The 16,280-nt window shown below is 72.6% G+C and carries 12 protein-coding genes and 3 pseudogenes; 6 read left to right on the forward strand and 9 right to left on the reverse strand.

Annotated features, from left to right (window positions below; translation table 11 throughout):
* Positions 1 to 249: 249 nt before the first annotated feature.
* A pseudogene (locus tag JF597_RS37370) lies at positions 250 to 475 on the forward strand (transposase family protein); the annotation flags it as partial.
* Between the two features lie 150 nt (positions 476 to 625).
* Here the strand turns inward: JF597_RS37370 and JF597_RS37375 are convergent.
* Positions 626 to 1,867, reverse strand: a complete 1,242-nt coding sequence (locus JF597_RS37375) for an IS110 family transposase (RefSeq protein ID WP_294006382.1) — start codon at positions 1,865 to 1,867, stop codon at positions 626 to 628.
* Positions 1,868 to 2,424: 557 nt separating this feature from the next.
* Here JF597_RS37375 and JF597_RS37380 point away from each other — a divergent pair.
* Positions 2,425 to 3,548 (forward strand): annotated as a pseudogene (locus tag JF597_RS37380) (IS110 family transposase).
* A gap of 16 nt (positions 3,549 to 3,564) precedes the next feature.
* Positions 3,565 to 3,837 (forward strand): annotated as a pseudogene (locus JF597_RS37385) (transposase); the annotation flags it as partial.
* Positions 3,838 to 4,071: 234 nt separating this feature from the next.
* Here the strand turns inward: JF597_RS37385 and JF597_RS37390 are convergent.
* The 3 genes from JF597_RS37390 to JF597_RS37400 all read right to left on the reverse strand — a co-directional run bounded on the left by JF597_RS37390 (position 4,072) and on the right by JF597_RS37400 (position 7,549).
* Positions 4,072 to 6,285, reverse strand: a complete 2,214-nt coding sequence (locus JF597_RS37390) for a bifunctional polysaccharide deacetylase/glycosyltransferase family 2 protein (protein ID WP_294006386.1) — start codon at positions 6,283 to 6,285, stop codon at positions 4,072 to 4,074.
* A gap of 17 nt (positions 6,286 to 6,302) precedes the next feature.
* Positions 6,303 to 6,947 (reverse strand): hypothetical protein, encoded by a 645-nt coding sequence (locus JF597_RS37395; protein ID WP_294006388.1) that lies wholly within the window; start codon positions 6,945 to 6,947, stop codon positions 6,303 to 6,305.
* A 122-nt stretch (positions 6,948 to 7,069) separates the two neighbouring features.
* Positions 7,070 to 7,549 carry a DUF1877 family protein gene (locus JF597_RS37400; RefSeq protein ID WP_294006390.1) on the reverse strand — a complete coding sequence of 160 codons (480 nt, stop codon included), beginning with the start codon at positions 7,547 to 7,549 and terminating at the stop codon, positions 7,070 to 7,072.
* A gap of 213 nt (positions 7,550 to 7,762) precedes the next feature.
* On the opposite strand from JF597_RS37400, the gene JF597_RS37405 reads away from it, so the two are divergent.
* From JF597_RS37405 to JF597_RS37415, 3 genes are all read left to right on the forward strand, one after another.
* On the forward strand, positions 7,763 to 8,395 hold the full coding sequence (locus JF597_RS37405) for an RNA polymerase sigma factor (RefSeq protein WP_294006392.1): 633 nt from the start codon (positions 7,763 to 7,765) through the stop codon (positions 8,393 to 8,395).
* Between the two features lie 131 nt (positions 8,396 to 8,526).
* Positions 8,527 to 9,312, forward strand: a complete 786-nt coding sequence (locus JF597_RS37410; protein ID WP_294006394.1) for a hypothetical protein — start codon at positions 8,527 to 8,529, stop codon at positions 9,310 to 9,312.
* 91 nt (positions 9,313 to 9,403) lie between these two features.
* Positions 9,404 to 9,913 carry a DinB family protein gene (locus tag JF597_RS37415; RefSeq protein WP_294006396.1) on the forward strand — a complete coding sequence of 170 codons (510 nt, stop codon included), beginning with the start codon at positions 9,404 to 9,406 and terminating at the stop codon, positions 9,911 to 9,913.
* A gap of 102 nt (positions 9,914 to 10,015) precedes the next feature.
* Here the strand turns inward: JF597_RS37415 and JF597_RS37420 are convergent, their stop codons facing one another.
* The 5 genes from JF597_RS37420 to JF597_RS37440 all read right to left on the reverse strand — a co-directional run bounded on the left by JF597_RS37420 (position 10,016) and on the right by JF597_RS37440 (position 16,236).
* Positions 10,016 to 11,839 carry a copper resistance protein CopC gene (locus JF597_RS37420; protein WP_294006529.1) on the reverse strand — a complete coding sequence of 608 codons (1,824 nt, stop codon included), beginning with the start codon at positions 11,837 to 11,839 and terminating at the stop codon, positions 10,016 to 10,018.
* Between the two features lie 235 nt (positions 11,840 to 12,074).
* Positions 12,075 to 12,845 carry an SDR family NAD(P)-dependent oxidoreductase gene (locus tag JF597_RS37425; protein WP_294006398.1) on the reverse strand — a complete coding sequence of 257 codons (771 nt, stop codon included), beginning with the start codon at positions 12,843 to 12,845 and terminating at the stop codon, positions 12,075 to 12,077.
* Positions 12,842 to 13,348, reverse strand: a complete 507-nt coding sequence (locus JF597_RS37430; protein WP_294006400.1) for a cupin domain-containing protein — start codon at positions 13,346 to 13,348, stop codon at positions 12,842 to 12,844. Before JF597_RS37430 ends, JF597_RS37425 begins: the two co-directional genes overlap by 4 nt.
* Entirely contained in the window at positions 13,302 to 13,952 is a 651-nt protein-coding gene (locus JF597_RS37435) for a GNAT family N-acetyltransferase (RefSeq protein ID WP_294006402.1), read from the reverse strand. Before JF597_RS37435 ends, JF597_RS37430 begins: the two co-directional genes overlap by 47 nt.
* Positions 13,945 to 16,236 (reverse strand): penicillin acylase family protein, encoded by a 2,292-nt coding sequence (locus tag JF597_RS37440; protein WP_294006403.1) that lies wholly within the window; start codon positions 16,234 to 16,236, stop codon positions 13,945 to 13,947. Before JF597_RS37440 ends, JF597_RS37435 begins: the two co-directional genes overlap by 8 nt.
* Between the last annotated feature and the right edge of the window lie 44 nt (positions 16,237 to 16,280).

Below are 16,280 nucleotides of genomic sequence, written 5' to 3' on the forward strand. Positions count from 1 at the left end.
CTCGAACGCACGGGCAAGACCCGAGCTACCCGCCGCCTCGTCAGCCAGCTCAACCACCTCGGCTACCAGGTCACCCTCCAACCCGTACAGGCCACATGAACTGCTGTGACCAGCACCGATGGGGGATTTTCGTATCAGCGGCCGGAGCGTCCCGGAGAACCGGGCAGCCACTCACTCGGAGCCATCAACAGCAGGTCACCATCAGCTACACCCAGTCCCCCGGACCACCACCATCCTCAAGGGGGCACCATGCTCACCATCACCCGCGAGGGCTACCGACGCTGCAAGCTCCGCCCCCACCAGCACGCCCTGATCGCCCTGGTCTACCTGCGCCAGCACATCACGCTCGCGCAGCTCGCGGCCCAGCTTCGTTATCCCGATCGGCACCGCCCACGCCTGCACGGCCGACTACGTCCTGTTAGACAGCACCCTTGCCAAGTGCGACCGGACCGGCGACAGCCGCGCCGACTACTCCCACTGTGAGGATGGTGGTCGTGTCGTTCTGGCCACGGCTTGACCCCTACTCTCACTGGCCGCTTGTGCCTTGTGGCCGGTGCCGGAGCGACACGCACCGGCACCGGGCCGGCGGAGCGTGTCCCGATAGACATCTCAGTGAGCTAAGGAGTCAAGTGGCAGCTGTGGTTGATGACGCGAGGGGCGTGGTGAAGGCACGTTCTTCGTCGAAGTGGATCCGGTGTTGCAGGCAGTGGTGGAGTTGGCCGAGCATGCGGTTCAGGAGGTTGCGTTGGGCGGCGGCGTGCCAGTCTCCGTGTTCGCGTCGGCGGCGGTAGTGGGCGTCTGCTCCGGGCGATGCCTGGAGTGAGGAGAAGGCCCAGAGGAAGCCCGCGTGCATGAGCCGGTTGTTCTTCACCATGCGCCTGCCGACGTGGTGCTTCTTGCCGGAGGCGCGGGTGATGGGTGCGGAGCCGGCGTAGGCCTTGAGGCCGCGGTCGTCGGCGAAGCGGTTGCGGTCGTCGCCGATCTCTGCCAGGACGCGGGCGCCGAGCTGGGGGCCGAGGCCGGGGAAACTGAGGAGTATCTCGGCGTCCGGGTGCTCGCGGAATGCTGCCTCCGTAGCTTGGGCCAGGTCGTCGCTTGCCTGGCAGGCAGAGTCGAACTGCTTGAGCAGGGCGAGGAGTTGGTGGCTGAAGGCTTCCTCGACGGCTTGCGGTTGGTGGGCGTGGTCGGCCCGCAGGACGTCGCGCAGTCGCTCGGCCTCGGCGTCGATGCCCCGCTGTCTGCCGCCGCGCTTGAGAGCGGCCCGCAGCTGGGCGAGCGAGAGCCTAGCTGCCCTGGCGGGGGTGGGAGCGGTTGAGAGGACGGCGCGGGCGTCCGGCCGGGCCAGGCCTCCGGGCCTGCTTTGGAAGGCGGCCAGCGCGGCGGGGTAGTACTCGCGCAGGTGGGAGCGGATCTGGTTGCCAAGCTGTTGGCGGTTCCAGACGGCGTCCTGCTGGACGTGGGCCCGGACAGCGACGGCCCGGCCCTGATCGGAGTCGGCCGGCAGGGGGCGGTGCATGACCATGTCGGTCCGGAGGATGTTCGCCAGGACCAGGGCGTCGCCCGGATCAGACTTCTTGCGCGAGACGCCGTGGCGGTCGCGGTAGCGGGACGCGGCGAGCGGGTTGATCGCGAACACCTTCCGGGTGCCCGTACGCAGGGCAGCCACGAGCAGGCCTCGACTGGTCTCGATGGCGACCGGGATGGGCTCCTCTGGACTGTCGCCGTGCTCGGCGAGCAGGTCCAGCAGCAGGCGGTAGCCGGCCGCGTCGTCACTGATCCGGCGCTTGGCCAGCAGCTCGCCGGCCTCGTCGACCAAGGCGAGGTCATGATGTGACTCGGCCCAGTCGATGCCACAGAAGATCCTCAAATCAGTCTCCCAACTCTTCTCGTTTCCGCAGGTCACGAGCACATGCGGGTCACGCGGCGCCCTAATCCCAGGACTCTGACGGTCCGCCATCTCAGTAGCCGTTCGCGACGCCAGCGCACCCCAGGGGCCTCTGTCTGCGCCAGAGCTCACGGCTCGCGGAGATCAAGAAGAGGTCGCCCTGGAGCGGGCTCGCACCGCGACGGCAACGAACGACGATCAACGGTGGGTTTCGCGGCGGCCCGAAGACGCCGGGCGGCCTGCTCTATTGGGAGGCCTCAACGGGCCAGGGGCCTTTCAAGGATTGGCCCGGCGCCCACGCGACCACCGCGAAACCCACCACGTGACAGCACCGCTCTTTGAGAAGGCCTCACAGGCCCGGGGGGATCCAGGTGTCTGCCACGTCCGCACCCCGGAAACCCAATCGGGGGTTCCAGGAGCGTCTTCACACAGGATTAGGGGCCTTGGCCTCGAAGGCACCGTCACAGTCCTGACCGCTCCGCCGACCGGCGCTAACTATCGGTACGTCGTCGAACAGGAGCACCGCGACCACCCTCGGCATGCCTGCTGCCTTTCCTGCTGTCCACGCTGTCGAGGCCGCGGCCGAGCCGCGCGTGGTGGTGCTCGGCGTCGACACCCACAAGGACGTCCACGTCGCTGCTGTCCTTGACCACCTGGGCAGGCTGCTGAGCAGCGGGAGTTCCCGGCCACCGCGGCCGGCTACCGCCACCTCCTCGACTGGGCACGCCAGTGCGGGACGGATCTGCGGGCTGGGGTGGAGAGCACCGGCTCCTAGGGTGCGGGCCTGCCCCGCTACCTCGCGACCCAGCAGGTTCCCGTCGTGGAGGTTAACCAACCCGACCGATCCACCCGGCGCCGCCGCGGCAAAACCGACGCCGTCGACGCCGAGGAGGCCGCCCGGGCCGTGCTGTCCGGCATCGCACGGGCGCTACCGAAGAACGGCGACGGGCACGTGGAAGCGCCGCGTATGCTCCGGCTGGCGAAGAACCCCGCGGGCAAAGCCCGCACCCAAGCGCTCAACCAGCTCAAGGCCGTACTGGTCAACGCTCCCTGTACCCTTCGCGAGGAGCTGGAACCGCTCTCGACTTCGGTACTGGTCCGCCGATGCGCAGACCTGGCCGACACCCGCGAGGGCAACCCGGCAGCCGACACAGCGATCTTCACGCTGCGGCTGCTGGCACAGCGCGTCGTGCAGCTTCGGCAAGAAGCCACCGAGCTCGGACGGCGGATGACCATAGCGGTCCGGGCTACTGCACCCAGCCTCCTGGAGCAGCTCGGGATCGGACCGGACAGCGCGGCGGCTCTACTGATCACCGCAGGGGACAACCCGGAACGGCTGGCCAGCGAGGCATCCTTCGCCGCCCTGTGCGGTGTCAGTCCTGTCGAGAAGTCCTCACGGAAGACCCAACGCCGTCGGCTCAACCGCGGCGGAGACAGGCAAGCCAACGCCGCTCTGCACCGCATCGTGGTCACCCGCATGCGACAAGACGAGCGCACCCGCCTCTACTTGGAGCGACGCACCGCCGAAGGAAAGGGAAAACGCGAGGTCATGCACTGCCTGAAACGCTACGCAGCCCGCGAGGCGTACTCCCTGATCCGCGCCGACATGATCACCCGACACCAGCAGCCTGATACTTCAGCGACCTTGATAACCACAGCTTGACGAACGTAGGGGCATCAACTTGAACACCCACCTGACTGCCGGAATGCGCCGCTACATCGCCGACCGCGACTGGCTCACCGTCTTCCAGCTGCCGCCCTACTCACCAGACCTCGACCCGGTCGAAGGCATTTGGTCCGTCCTGCGGCGCACCACCACAGCCAACCGTGCCTTCTCCGATCCGAACGACCTGATCACCGCCGTCCGACGCGGCCTGCGCCAGCTTCAGTACCGCCCCGACATCCTCGACGGCTGCCTCACCGGCACCGGCCTTCGGCGCCAACCAGCATGAAGCGACGATCCTGAGCCTCCGGGCCTACCACGGCCAGCTACATGAGGATTGCGAGGTTGGCCGCGACGGCGCCCGTGCTGCGGAAGCGATCCTCGCCGCGATCCAAGAGCTCATGGACGGCCAGGGGCGTCCGGCAGCGTTGGTCGGACGCAGACGACCTGCAGAAGCTCCTCCCGGACACCATCGTCGTCAAGCAGGTGTGACCCGGCACCCTGGTCTCAGTTCTGGGCTCTCCTACGACGCCCGCTGCTCGCCCGGCGACTGGGCCGCCGCCGGGACCGGGGACGAGGGCGGGACCGGGGCCTGGAGGCTGCCGTAGCGTTCCATGCGCTGCCAGCGGAGGCGGGAGCCCGACACCGCGGTGAAGACGGACTGGATGACCACGAGGTACATCAGCTGGCGGTAGACGAACTGCTGCAGCGGCAGGCTCCACAGCGGGCCCGGGCGTTCGCCGTCCAGGCGGAACGCGTACAGGGCCATCAGGAGTTGCAGCAGCAGGAAGGCGAGCCACAGGGCGGTGATCCGGAGCGGGTCGAGGAAGAACAGGCCGTAGACGGCGAAGACGTCGACGACGGGGGCGAGCAGCGGCAGCAGGACCTGGAAGAGGAGGAGGTAGCCCAGGCCCCGGCGGCCGAGCTTGCCGGCGGCGCCGCCCTGGACCAGGGCGCCGCGGTGCTTCCACATCGCCTGGAGGGTGCCGTAGCACCAGCGGTACCGCTGCCGCCACAGGGCGCCCAGGGAGGCGGGCGCCTCGGTCCAGGCCACCGCCCGCTCCTCGTACACCACCCGCCAGCCGACCCGGCACAGTGCCATCGTGAGGTCGGTGTCCTCGGCGAGGGTGGCGTCGCTGACGCCGCCGAGGGCGAGCAGCGCGCGGCGGCGGAAGGCGCCGACCGCGCCGGGCACGGTCGGCATGCACTCGGCGAGGTCGAACAGGCGGCGGTCGAGGTTGAAGCCGACCACGTACTCGATGTGCTGCCAACGGCCCAGCAGGCCACCGCGGTTGACGACCTTGGCGTTGCCCGAGACGGCGCCCGTGCGCGGGTCGGCGAAGGGCTGGACGATCGTGCGGACGGTGTCGGGCTCGAAGACCGTGTCGCCGTCGACCATGACCACCAGGTCGCAGGTGGCCGCGGCGAGCCCGGTGTTGAGGGCGGCGGGCTTGCCCGCGTTCTCCTGCCGTATCACCCGCACCCCCGGCAGCCCGAGGGACTCCACGAGGTCGGCGGTGCCGTCGGTGGAGCCGTCGTCCACCACGATGATCTCGACCGGGTGGTCCGAGGCGAGCAGGGAGCGTACGGCCGCCTCGATGCCGGCGCTCTCGTTGTACGCGGGAACGATGACGCTGACCCGTTCGGTGACCGGCGCTCCCCAGGGCTCGGCCCGGTGCCCCTTGCGCAGTCGCCGGTGGCGGCGGGCCGCGAACAGCACGACCGCCGCGCGCAGGGCACTGACCGCACCGGCCGCGAACATGAGTACGCCCAACAGTCGTACGACCCAGTCACCGGCCCGCAGCAGGCCAATGAGGGCCATTCCCTGGAGGTGGTCGCCCAGTCCGGCGCGCTGGACCGGGCCGGCCATGCCGACCGCGGCGCCGACGGTCGCGAACCGGAAGCCCCGCGCCTTGAGCCGGGGGATCAGGGTGTTCAGTGCGGCGACGGTCTGCGCGCGGTCGCCGCCGCCGTCGTGCATCAGCAGGATCTGCCCGGCCGTGCCGTGCGGTGTCGCGTTCGCGACGATGCGGCCCGTACCGGGGCGCTGCCAGTCCTGGGCGTCCTGGGTGGTGAGCACCGTGACGTACCCGGCCGCGCCCGCCTGCTCGAGGACCGACCAGTCCGCGTCGTTCAGCGCGTCGTTCTCCGAGGAGTACGGCGGCCTCAGCAGCGCGGTGGTGACCCCGGCCGCGCCGGCCACGGCGAGCTGGGTCTCGCGCAGCTCAAGCGAACGCTGCCACGGGGCGAGCCGGGACAGGTCGGGGTGGGTGAAGGTGTGGATGCCGATCTGGTGGCCGTCGGCGACGATCCGGCGCACCAGGTCCGGATGGTCCACGACCTCGGTGCCGACGACGAAGAAGGTCGCCCGCACGTGGTTGCGGCGCAGCACGTCGAGGATGCGCGGCGTCCAGACGGGGTCGGGGCCGTCGTCGAAGGTGAGGGCGATGGTGCGGGCCTTCGGGTGGGCGGTGTGCGGGGCGCCGGCGGCGTCCGCGATCACCGGGCCGCCGTGGGCCACCCGGCCGGGCACCGTGTCGGCCCGGCCCCTGGGGCCCGTCACGTCGTCCGAGGTGATCCCGAACATGTGGTGGGTGTACCCCTGCAGCAGCAGGGCGGCCGACAGGGTCACCACGAGCACGGACAGCAGCAGCCAGTGGGTGCGGGGGGTGATCCGGCGGGTTCGGGTACGGCCGCTCGGGCGGCGCGGAGCGGTACGGCTTCGGCGATCGGTCACGTCAGGAGGGCCTTGGATCACTTCACGGGCTTGTGGGACGAGGCGATGGTGCGTCCCTTGGCGGAGTGCGCGGGGGTGAGGGCGGCAGGGGTGGTGGAGGTGGCGGGTGAGCTCGTGGGTGTGCCGGTGGGCGTGCTCGTCGTGGTGGTTGCGCCGGGCTCCGCGGAGGCGGTGGCGTCCGGGGCGGCGGTTCCGGTCGGCGCCGCGGTGGCCCCGGGCGCGATCACGGCGGTGGTCGAGCCCGTCCGCCGCGCACCGGGACGGGAGCCGGCGTACGCCTCACCGGAGCTCGCGCTGCCCGCTGCCCGGCCGGAACCGGACGGGGTGTCGGGGGCGGTCGCGTGCGGCCGGGCCGGGTGCGGGGTCTCCGGCACCGGGACGAACGGGGCGCTGATGGTGGGGCCGCCCAGGACCGTGCTGACGAGCAGGGCGACGTAGCAGGCGGCCGGGATCACCAGCAGCAGCGCGGCGCGGCGCACACGGCGCTGGCGGCGGCCCGAGGCGTCCACGAAGACGGGGCGCACCGGATCGTTCTCCGGCACGTCCTGGTCCGGGGGCGGCACGGTGATGACGTCACCGTGGGCAGAGTCCCCGTGGGCGTCCCCGTACCCGGCACCGCCGTACGACTCCTCGCCGCACGCCCTGCCGCTTTCGTCCGTCACCTGCACGCGTCCCGCCCCTGTCCTGGCCGACGACCGACATGGCCGTCCGCAGGGACAGAGCGCGAGTGGCCGAAACTGTTACACCTCCCCCCTCGGACAGCCACCGGTTCCCCGTCCGCCCTTCACGCCTCGGCCGGCCACTTCACCACCGCGTCCCCGTGTTCGGCCGTGTGGGCGTAGAACGCCGTCAGTTCCCGGTGCGCCTCGGCGAACACCCGCCGCGCCTCGGGTTCCGCGCTCTCGCCTCCGAAGCGGGGCAGCAGGGTGTCGCGAGCGGTGTCCCAGAGCTCGTCGAAGTCGGCGGTGGTCAGGAAACCGGCCACCCCGCGGGTCCGGGCAGCCGTCAGCACCAGCAGCGGGGGACCGTGCCGGCCGGCGCGGAACACGGGGCGCCCGCCGAGCACCACGTCAGGGCCGTGCGGGGAGGCGCCGGCGTAGACGCACTCCTGGTCCGGGCGGCACTTGTCCAGCGCGTCCTCGCAGAGCCGCCCCGCCTGGGACAGGACGGTCCCGGCGGTGCTGGTGAAGAGCCGTTCGAGCCAGGCCGGACTGTTGCGCAGGGCCGGGGCCGGAACCGCCCGCAGGCGGAGGTACTCACTCATGCAAGGAGGAGCGCACGGGGGAGCGGAAGCATCACCGGCAGGGCCCCGCCGGTTGACGCTCCGACCGCATCATCCGGCGAGACTCCTGTGAGGCTCCTGAGACGTTGTGACACTTCTGTGCGTGCGCACGCTGGTCACCATGGGGCCGTCGACGCGACCGGAACGCGACGGGCGGCGTGGACTCGGCTGTGATCGGTGCGAACGAGGGCAATCTTGGGCCAGGTACGGCAACCCCGGCGCGTACAGGAGTACGACGGGGATCTGGGCGCTGCTGTCGCGCGGGCCCAGGAGGGCGACGAGGCCGCCTTCGCGGCCGCCTATCGGATCGTGCAGCCGAACCTGCTCGGCTACCTCCGCGGAATCGTCGGCGACGACGCGGAGGACGTGGCGTCCGACGCCTGGCTGGAGATAGCCCGCGACATCGGCCGCTTCAAGGGCGACGGGGCCGGTTTCCGCGGCTGGACCGCGACCATCGCCCGGCACCGGGCGCTGGACCATCTGCGTCGCCGGCGCGTGCGGCCCCAGGCGGCCGGCACCGAGCTGGACGTGCTGGACCTGGCCGGCCCGCACAGCACACCCGACCAGGCCCTGGAGTCCATCTCCACCGAGCGGGCCCTGGAACTGGTCCGCGGACTTCCGCGGGACCAGGCCGAGGCCGTGCTGCTGCGGGTCGTCGTCGGTCTGGACGGTCCCGCCGCCGCACGGGTGCTGGGCAAGCGCCCGGGAGCGGTGCGCACCGCGACCCACCGGGGCCTGAAACGCCTCGCGCGTCAGCTGGGCATCGGCGGTGACGCGGAGGAGGGTGTGACGGATGGGGCTTCCCGCGCGCTGGGGGAGTCGACATGAACAACGACGGTGACGGCGGCCGGCGGAAAGGCACCAGGCTCGGCGCACCGAACGACAACACACCGTACGAAAGCGCACCGCACGAGAGCGCACACGAAAACGGAACGGTCGGACAAGGAACGGGAACGGACATGAGCGAGCGGCTGACCGGCGGCGGAGCACCAGGCCGTCGGCGTGCGCAGACCGGCGATGCCCTGTCCGGCCACGCGGACGCGCATGCCGCCGACCTCCTGGAGACGGTCCTCGGGACCGCCATCCGCGCCGACGACCCCGCCCCCGACGCCGAACAGCGGGCCGTGGCCGCCTTCCGGGCCGCCCACTCCGCGGGCGCACACCGGGCCCGCACCCGGCGCCGGGACGACTGGCGGCCGGTGGAGAAGCGGCGGGCGCGCCGCCCGGTGAAGCTGACGTTCGGCGTGGTGTTCGCCGGCCTCGCCCTGGGCGGTGTGGCGGTCGCGGCCGTCGGCTCCGTCGGCTCCTCCACCGAAGGCACCGGTCCCGGCACCGGCCGGGGCACCGCGCACCCGTCGTCGGCCGCCCCGGACCGGCCGGGCGACGCGGGGCCGTCACCGTCCTCCGGCAGCGTGCGGCCGACGGACCGGCCCGCCACCGCCCAGGACACCGAAGCCCACTGCCGCGCCTACGAACAGGTCCAGGGCCATGGCAAAGCGCTCGACTCGACGGCCTGGCAGCGCCTCGTCGCGGCCGCCGGCGGCGAGGACCGGGTCGCCGCCTACTGCTCCGGCCAGCTGACCGGGGCGACGGCCGCACCGAGCGGTTCGACCGGCTCCGGCAAGTCCGCCAAGGGTGCCGCGAACTCAGCCAACGGCTCGCAGGGCGACACCGGCTCCTCCGCCAGGAGCACCCCCGGGAACAGCCAGGCGAACGGCGGCCAGGGCAACGGCAAGGACAAATAGGCTGTTCCGTCGGGTCCGGGCCGCGTACGGTCCCGGGAGCTGCTCGGTGCATGGCGCACCGCATGAGCGAGACGGACGAGGAGTACGGCCAGTGACCAGCGACGACCGCACGGGACCGCCCAACTTCGGCAGTGAACGCGACATGCTGCGGGCTTTCCTCGACTACCACCGCGCGACCCTCGCGATGAAGTGCGAAGGGCTCAGCGACGAGGAGCTGCGGCGGCAGTCCATGCCGCCGTCCACGTTGTCGCTGCTCGGCCTGGTGCGGCACATGGCGGAGGTGGAGCGCGCCTGGTTCCGCCGGGTGTTCGAGGACAAGGACGCGCCCCTGGTGTGGTCCGACGAGATCGACTTCCAGGCGGCCTACGACGCGAGCGAGTCGACCAGGGCGGAGGCGTTCGCCGCCTGGGAGGCGGAGGTGGAGACCTCGCGCCGGATCGAGCGCGCGGCCGGCTCCCTGGACCAGGCCGGATACCAGCCGAGGTGGGAGGAGGAGGTGTCGCTGCGGATGGTGATGCTGCACGTGCTGCTGGAGTACGGCCGGCACAACGGGCACGCCGACTTCCTGCGCGAGGGCGTCGACGGGACCGTGGGCGCCTGAGCAGCGGGACCGTACCGCGACGGCCTCACCGTCGCCTCCCTCCCGGCCATGCCGGTCGGGGACGAGGCGGACCGGCACGGCGGGCGCGGCCGCGGCTGGGCGCTAGGCGGCGATCCGCACCTTCTTCGTCACCGTCACCTGGTCCAGGTCGGACACCCGTACCGTCACCGTCATCGTCCACTCGCCCGCGATGGGGAGGTTGACCGAGTCGGCCGCCCAATAGCCGCCCCGGTCGGTCACGTTGGCGGGGAGCGGGCCGACCTTCTGGGCGGCGAGGGTGAAGGACAGGCGGAGTTCGGGGACGGTGGAGATGCCGTCGTCGGGCCCGAAGACGACCGCCTGCACGGAGTTCTTGCCGACCCGGCCCGGGTCCAGGGTGATCTGCACCTTGCCGTGGCCGTTGGGTGTGCCGACGTCGAAGGGGACCGTGGCGACCGAGGTCGCGGCGATGCCGACCGTGTCCGACACCGTTCCCGACGCGGCCGCCTCGGCCGCGGCCCGGCCGGGCAGGGTGCCGGTGAGGATCGTGGTGATGCCCAGGACGGCGACGCCGACGGCCACTTCGGCGAGGACCGAACGGCGCAGGGCGGCCTGGTGGCGGCCGGCGGAGGTGGCGGCAGGCGGTTCACCGGCAGCCGGCGGTTCGCCGGGACCGGACAGTTCGCCGGAAGCCGGGGACACCTCCGCGGCCTGTGCGTCCGGCAGGTCCGCCGGGGCGCCGACCGGCAGCGGGACGCGGTCGGGGGCCGTCACGGCCGCGGCCGGCGCCAGTTTCGCCGTCCAGCGGCGGGACTGCGAGGCGGCCGCCAGCAGCAGGGTCACCGCGGCGAGTTTGAGGAGCAGGAGCCGGCCGTACGAGGTGTCGGTGAGGGCCTGCCAGGAGCCGAGGCCGCGCCAGGACTGGTAGACGCCGGTGACGACGAGGATCGTCACCGAGGCGAAGGCCACGCGGGAGAAGCGGGCGACGACGACGGCGGGCAGCGGCGTTGCGGAGCGCTGCAGGGTGATCAGGAGGGCCGTGAGGCCGCCCAGCCAGAGCGCCATCGACAGGAGGTGCAGGACCGACGACGTCATCGCCAGCGGGACCTGGATACCGGCCGAGGCGTGTTCCGCCGCCGCCCAGGTCAGCGCCAGGGCGACGGAGATGGCCGCGGCCGTGGCCAGCAGCGGGCGGGACGGGCGGGCCCCGCCCATGCGCTTGCGGAGGACGAGGTGGAGGGCTGCGATGAGCGCCAGCAGGGCCACCCTGGCCAGCAGGGCCAGACCGGGGCGGCCGGTCGCGGACCTGGCGAGCGCGGAGAGGTCGAAGGCGGCTGCCGGGGAGGTGCCCTCCTCGTACGGGGCGCGCAGGACGAACAGGAAGAGGGTGGCGGCGAGAAGGGCCCACCAGGCCGCGCGGACCGGTGTGCGGAGGGCGGCGGGGTCCGGCGGACGGCAGAGGGCCATGAAGGCGACGGCGCCTGTCAGCAGGGCCATGGCGAGGTACGCGACGTAGCGGCCGATGTTGTAGAGGCTGCCGGTGAGCGGGTTCTCGACCGGGTCGGTGGAGACGGTCGCGGTGGTCGCCGACGGTTTGCCCACGGAGAAGGTGAGGGCGCCGGAGACGGGGTGGCTGTCCGCCGAGACGACCCGCCACGCCACGGTGAACGTGCCGGTGCCCAGCTTCTTCGGGAAGGTGATCCGGGCGGTGTCCGAACCGGCCGGGCCGTGTTCGGCCTCGCTGGTGTCCACCCGGTGGTTGGTGGGGTCGTACACCCGGAAGGAGTCGTCGAGCAGGCCGACGGCCTCGGTGAAGGTGAGGGTGACGGATTCAGGCGACGACTTGAGTACGGCGCCGTCCGCGGGGTCGCTGCCGCGCAGGGCGGCGTGCGCGGAGGCGGGGGCGGCCGACGCGAGGAGGAGGGCGGCGAGGAGGGCGCCGAGCAGAGTGAGCGCCCGCAGAGCCCTGTGCCTGGTCGGCTTTGGCTGCTGGCCGTGTTCTTCGCCCACGTCACCGTCCTGAGTTCGGAAACACGCGTTCATGTGTCATACGGACGGGAGGTGGTCGGCACTCATTTCGTCTGCGGGTCGGTGGGGGCCGTCGCGCGGTTCCTCCCCCAGCCTTCGGCCGGGGGTACCCCAGCCTCCCTTTCGGGGCGCTCCCGTTCGGGCGCTGGAGAAGTCACCATGTCGGGCGCGCTGACACCCCGCCGTCGACCACCAGATCGTGGCCCGTGATCCAGGACGCGAGCGGTGAGGCCAGGAAGACCACCGCGTTGGCCACGTCCTCCGCGCTGCCCAGCCGGCCCGCGGGCACCGCCTCCTGCCATCTCCGCACGCCCTCCGGCCAGGCCTCCGCCAGACCTTCCCGGTCGATCAGGCCCGGGGAGACGGAGTTGACGCGGATGCCCAAGCGGCCGTACTCCAGGGCCGCCGCCCTCGCGTGCATGACGACCGCCGCCTTCGCCGTGCTGTAGTGGGCGTGGCCGGCGGCCGGGTGGGTCGCCTCGATGGAGGCGATGTGGGTGACCGTGCCGCCGCCGGGCAGGCCGCGCATGATCTCGGCGGCGGCCTGGGTGCAGGCGAAGACGCTGGTGAGGTCGGTGTCGACGACCGCGCGCCAGTCGGCCGCGGTCATGCCGGGCAAGGGCTGGACGGGCTGCACGGCCGCGTTGTTGACCAGGGCCGTCAGCCGTCCGCCGCCCCACTCCGCGGCCTCCCGGACGACGCGGTGGCAGGTCGCCTCGTCGCTCAGGTCTCCCCGTACGACCGTCGCCCTGCCGCCGAGGGCCACGATCTCCGAGGCCGCCTCCTGCGCCGCCTCTACTGCCGTGTGGCAGTGCACGGCCACCGCCGCGCCCTCCTCCGCCAGGCGGCGGGCGATGGCCCGGCCGATATTGCCGCTCGCGCCCGTGACCAGGGCGGTCTGTGCTGCCAAGAGGTGGTTCGTCATGGACGGCAGAGTTCCGTGATGCGGGCGGCTTCGGACGGGTAACGCGCCGTGAGCTGGGCCGCGTTCCCGTGTTCGTACCCCTCGAAGGTGAATCCGGGGGCCATGGTGCAGCCGAAGAGGGTCCAGGCTCCCGGGGCCGCCACCCGGGCGCCCATCCAGGTGCCGGCCGGGACGGTCAGCTGGATGTGCTGGCCGCCCAGGAGGTCGGGGCCGAGGACGGGGGCGCGGGTGGTGCCGTCGGGGGCGAGGAGCAGGAGTTCCAGCGGATCGCCCAGGTAGAAGTGCCAGATCTCGTCGGTGGGGAGGCGGTGCAGGGCCGAGTAGTCGTGGGCGGTGAGGAGGACCACGATCGCGGTTCCCTCGGGGCGGCCGTCGGCGCGTGCGGGACCGGACCAGGTCTCCCGGAACAGGCCGCCCTCACGGGGGATCGGCTCCAGGCCGTAATGGGCGACGAGGTCATCGGGGGTCGGCCTCGGGCGCGGGCTCGGACTCGGACTCGGCATCGGGGAGGACATGCGGGAAGGCTACCGGCCGGGTGAGAAAAGCCAGTTGAGCGTGTTTCTCGGGCAGGTGGACGTCGGGGACGTCGACCTCCGGGAGAACGACGGCCGGGCCGAGTTCGAAGCCCTGGCGCCGGAAGCGGGCGATCGCCTTCTCGTTGCGGACGTCGGGGTCCACGACGATGCGGTGGCGGTCGGGGGCGCGCAGGACATACGCCGTGAAGGCGGTCAGCAGGGCCTTCGTCCAACCGCGGCGGGGGCCCTCGGGTCCGGCCGGGGCGAGCAGGACGTGGACGCCGATGTCGCCAGGGCGGACGTCGTAGCACTCGCTCACCCGGTCCGCCTCCGGCTCGTACGTCTGGAGGAGCCCGACCGGAGTGCCGTCCTTCTCGGCGAGGAAGGCGTGGTGGGTGTCGAGGGTCGCCATGTGGGCGTAGATCTCCGCGACCTGGGAGCGGGTGAGTCCGGTCATGCCCCAGAAGACGGCGCGTTCCGCATCGACCCAGGCGTGGACGACGGCCGCGTCGCGCTCGGGGTCGAGGGGGCGGAGCCGGACGGTGCCGAAGCCGACGAGGGTGTGCTCGAAGACGGGGTGGTGCTCAGCCATCGGTGTCCTCCGTGGGGTCTACGCGTTCCAGCCGGGCCCAGTCGGTGACGACCGGGGCCAGTTCTCCCTTGAGCCACAAGGGGAGTTGGTCGCTGTGGTGGGGTGCGCCGGGGACGCCGTCCGCGCCGAGCGGGACCACCCAGAGGCTGTCGTCGCGGCGGGCCAGGTCCCAGACGTAGCGGGCGGCCGGGCCGCGCGCGGAGCGGTCGGTGAGGCCGGGGACGGCGGAGGTGCACAGCACGCAGTCGTGGTCGCCGGACAGGGCCGGTCCGTCGTACGACGGCTCGGGCAGCGCCTGCCAGGGGGCGAGGCGGTGGGTGTCGCCCCAGGTCCCGGTGGGCGGGGCGGCCGCGACCTCCTCCACTGCCGCGCGGACGGCGGCGGGGCGGTCGACGCCGTACAACTCCTCCGCCCTCAGGAGGTGTTCGAGGGCGAGGCCGACGCGGGGCGTGAGCGCCAGCCAGGGCAGCAGGACCTCGGGGCGGTCCTGGGGTCCGGCGAGCGCGGCGAAGGCGGGGTGGGCGGCGAGGCGCCGTACGACGGCGGAGCGTACGGCCGCGTAGGCGGCGGCGCCGGTGCTGTCGGCGTCCATCCGGCGGTCCCAGGCGAGGAGGCGGTCGCGGAGGTCGGCGGCCCCCGGGGTGAGGTCGTCGAGGGCGGCCAGGTGGTCGAGGAGAGGGGTGGCGGAGGCGAGGTGGGTGTCGGTGTGGATCGCCGGCAGGTCGGCGGCGGACCACGTGCGGCGCTCGTCGAGGAGGGCGCGGATGCGGTCGGCCCGGTGGGGCGGGGCGAACTCGACGCCGAGAGGGGTGGCCGGGCCGCGCTGGTTCGCCATCACGGCCACGTCGTCGGTGAGGTCGCCGTACGGCATCTCGTGCCAGCCCTGCCAGTCGTGGCCGGGGAGCCAGGCGGGGGCGAGGCGGGTGCGGTTGGTGTCGGAGCGCACGGGGACGCGGCCGGCGACGCGGTGGAGGAGACCGCCGTCGGTGTCGGCGGCCTGCACGACGTTGACGGGCTCGGCCCAGGCGTCGAAGGCACGGTCGACGTCGGCGACGTCGCGGGCGCGGAGAAGGGGGAGGAGGGCGCTGAAGCCGAGGTCTTCGGTGACCCGAGGCGGATACCTGAGCACCAACGCCTCGGCTCCGCCGTCGGCGGACGTTTTCCCACCCGCACCACCCGTGACGGTTTCGTGGTCGGGTGCGGGTGGCCCCTGCGGGGGCTGAGCGCCGTCGGCGGCTGCCGGAGTGGGGGCGGTGGGGAGCCGGTCGGATCGGGCGGGCGTAGGCGCGCGGCGTTCGTGGTCGGGGAGTTGTGAGGGCTGAGCGTCGGTGGTGGCTGCCGGAGGGGGCGCGGTGGCGGTCGGCGGGTAGTCGGTGATGACCGGGCCCCGGGGGGTTTCGAGTACCTCGATCTGTATCGGGGGGTTGCCGGAGACCTCGATGGTTTCCGTGTGGTGGTCGGCTGGGGTCCAGGTGCCGTCGGGGGCGAGGGCCTCCACGCCCCCGGTTGCCGTGCGGCGCAGGCGCTCGCGGTAGAGGTCCTGGTAGTCGGCCATCGCGTTGGTGATGGACCAGGCGACCGTGCCCGTGTGGGCGAAGTGGGCGATGCCGGGGACGCCCGGGACCGCCAGGCCGATGACGTCGAACTCGGGGCAGGAGAGGCGGATCTGCTGGTAGACCCCCGGCGCTTCGATGAAACGGTGGGGATCGCCGGCGAGCAGGGCCCGGCCGGTGGTGGTGCGGGAGCCGGCGAGGAGCCAGCCGTTGCTGCCGGAGGTGCCCGGGCCGTCCGTGGCGAACAGCGGGATCGCCTCCTCGCCCAGGTGCCGTACCGCCTCCTCGCGCCACAGCTTGGCCGGGAAGCCGGCGAACAGGATGTGGGTGGCCAGCCAGACGCCCAGCGGATACCAGGGCTCCCAGGTGCCGGGGGCCAGACCGGTGCGGGCGAACTCGGGTGTGCGGGCGGCTCCCGCCGGCAGGCCCTCGTCGACACCGGCCACGTACGCCCGTATCCACTGCGCCGTCTCCGGGTCACGTCTCTCCAGCGCCTCGAAGCAGCGTCTGGCCGTGTCCGCCAGGCGGGCCCTGCGGGCGAAGACGTCCCAGGCGACGGCCGGGGCGCCGAGGAAGGACGCCGACGTGCCCTGCGCGCGGTGCCGTTCCACCTCCAGCTGCCAGGCCCGGTCCCGGGCGGTGACCCGGCCCTGCGCGCGGGCGAGTTCGAGGGCGTCGGACGCCCGCAGATGCGGGATGCCCCAGGCGTCGCGGTACGTCTCGATGGCCACCCGTGACCTCCTTGCATGAGGTTAGCCTTACCTAAGTCGATCGC

It is taken from the genome of Streptomyces sp. (assembly GCF_019510245.1).
Classification (GTDB): Bacteria; Actinomycetota; Actinomycetes; order Streptomycetales; family Streptomycetaceae; genus Streptomyces.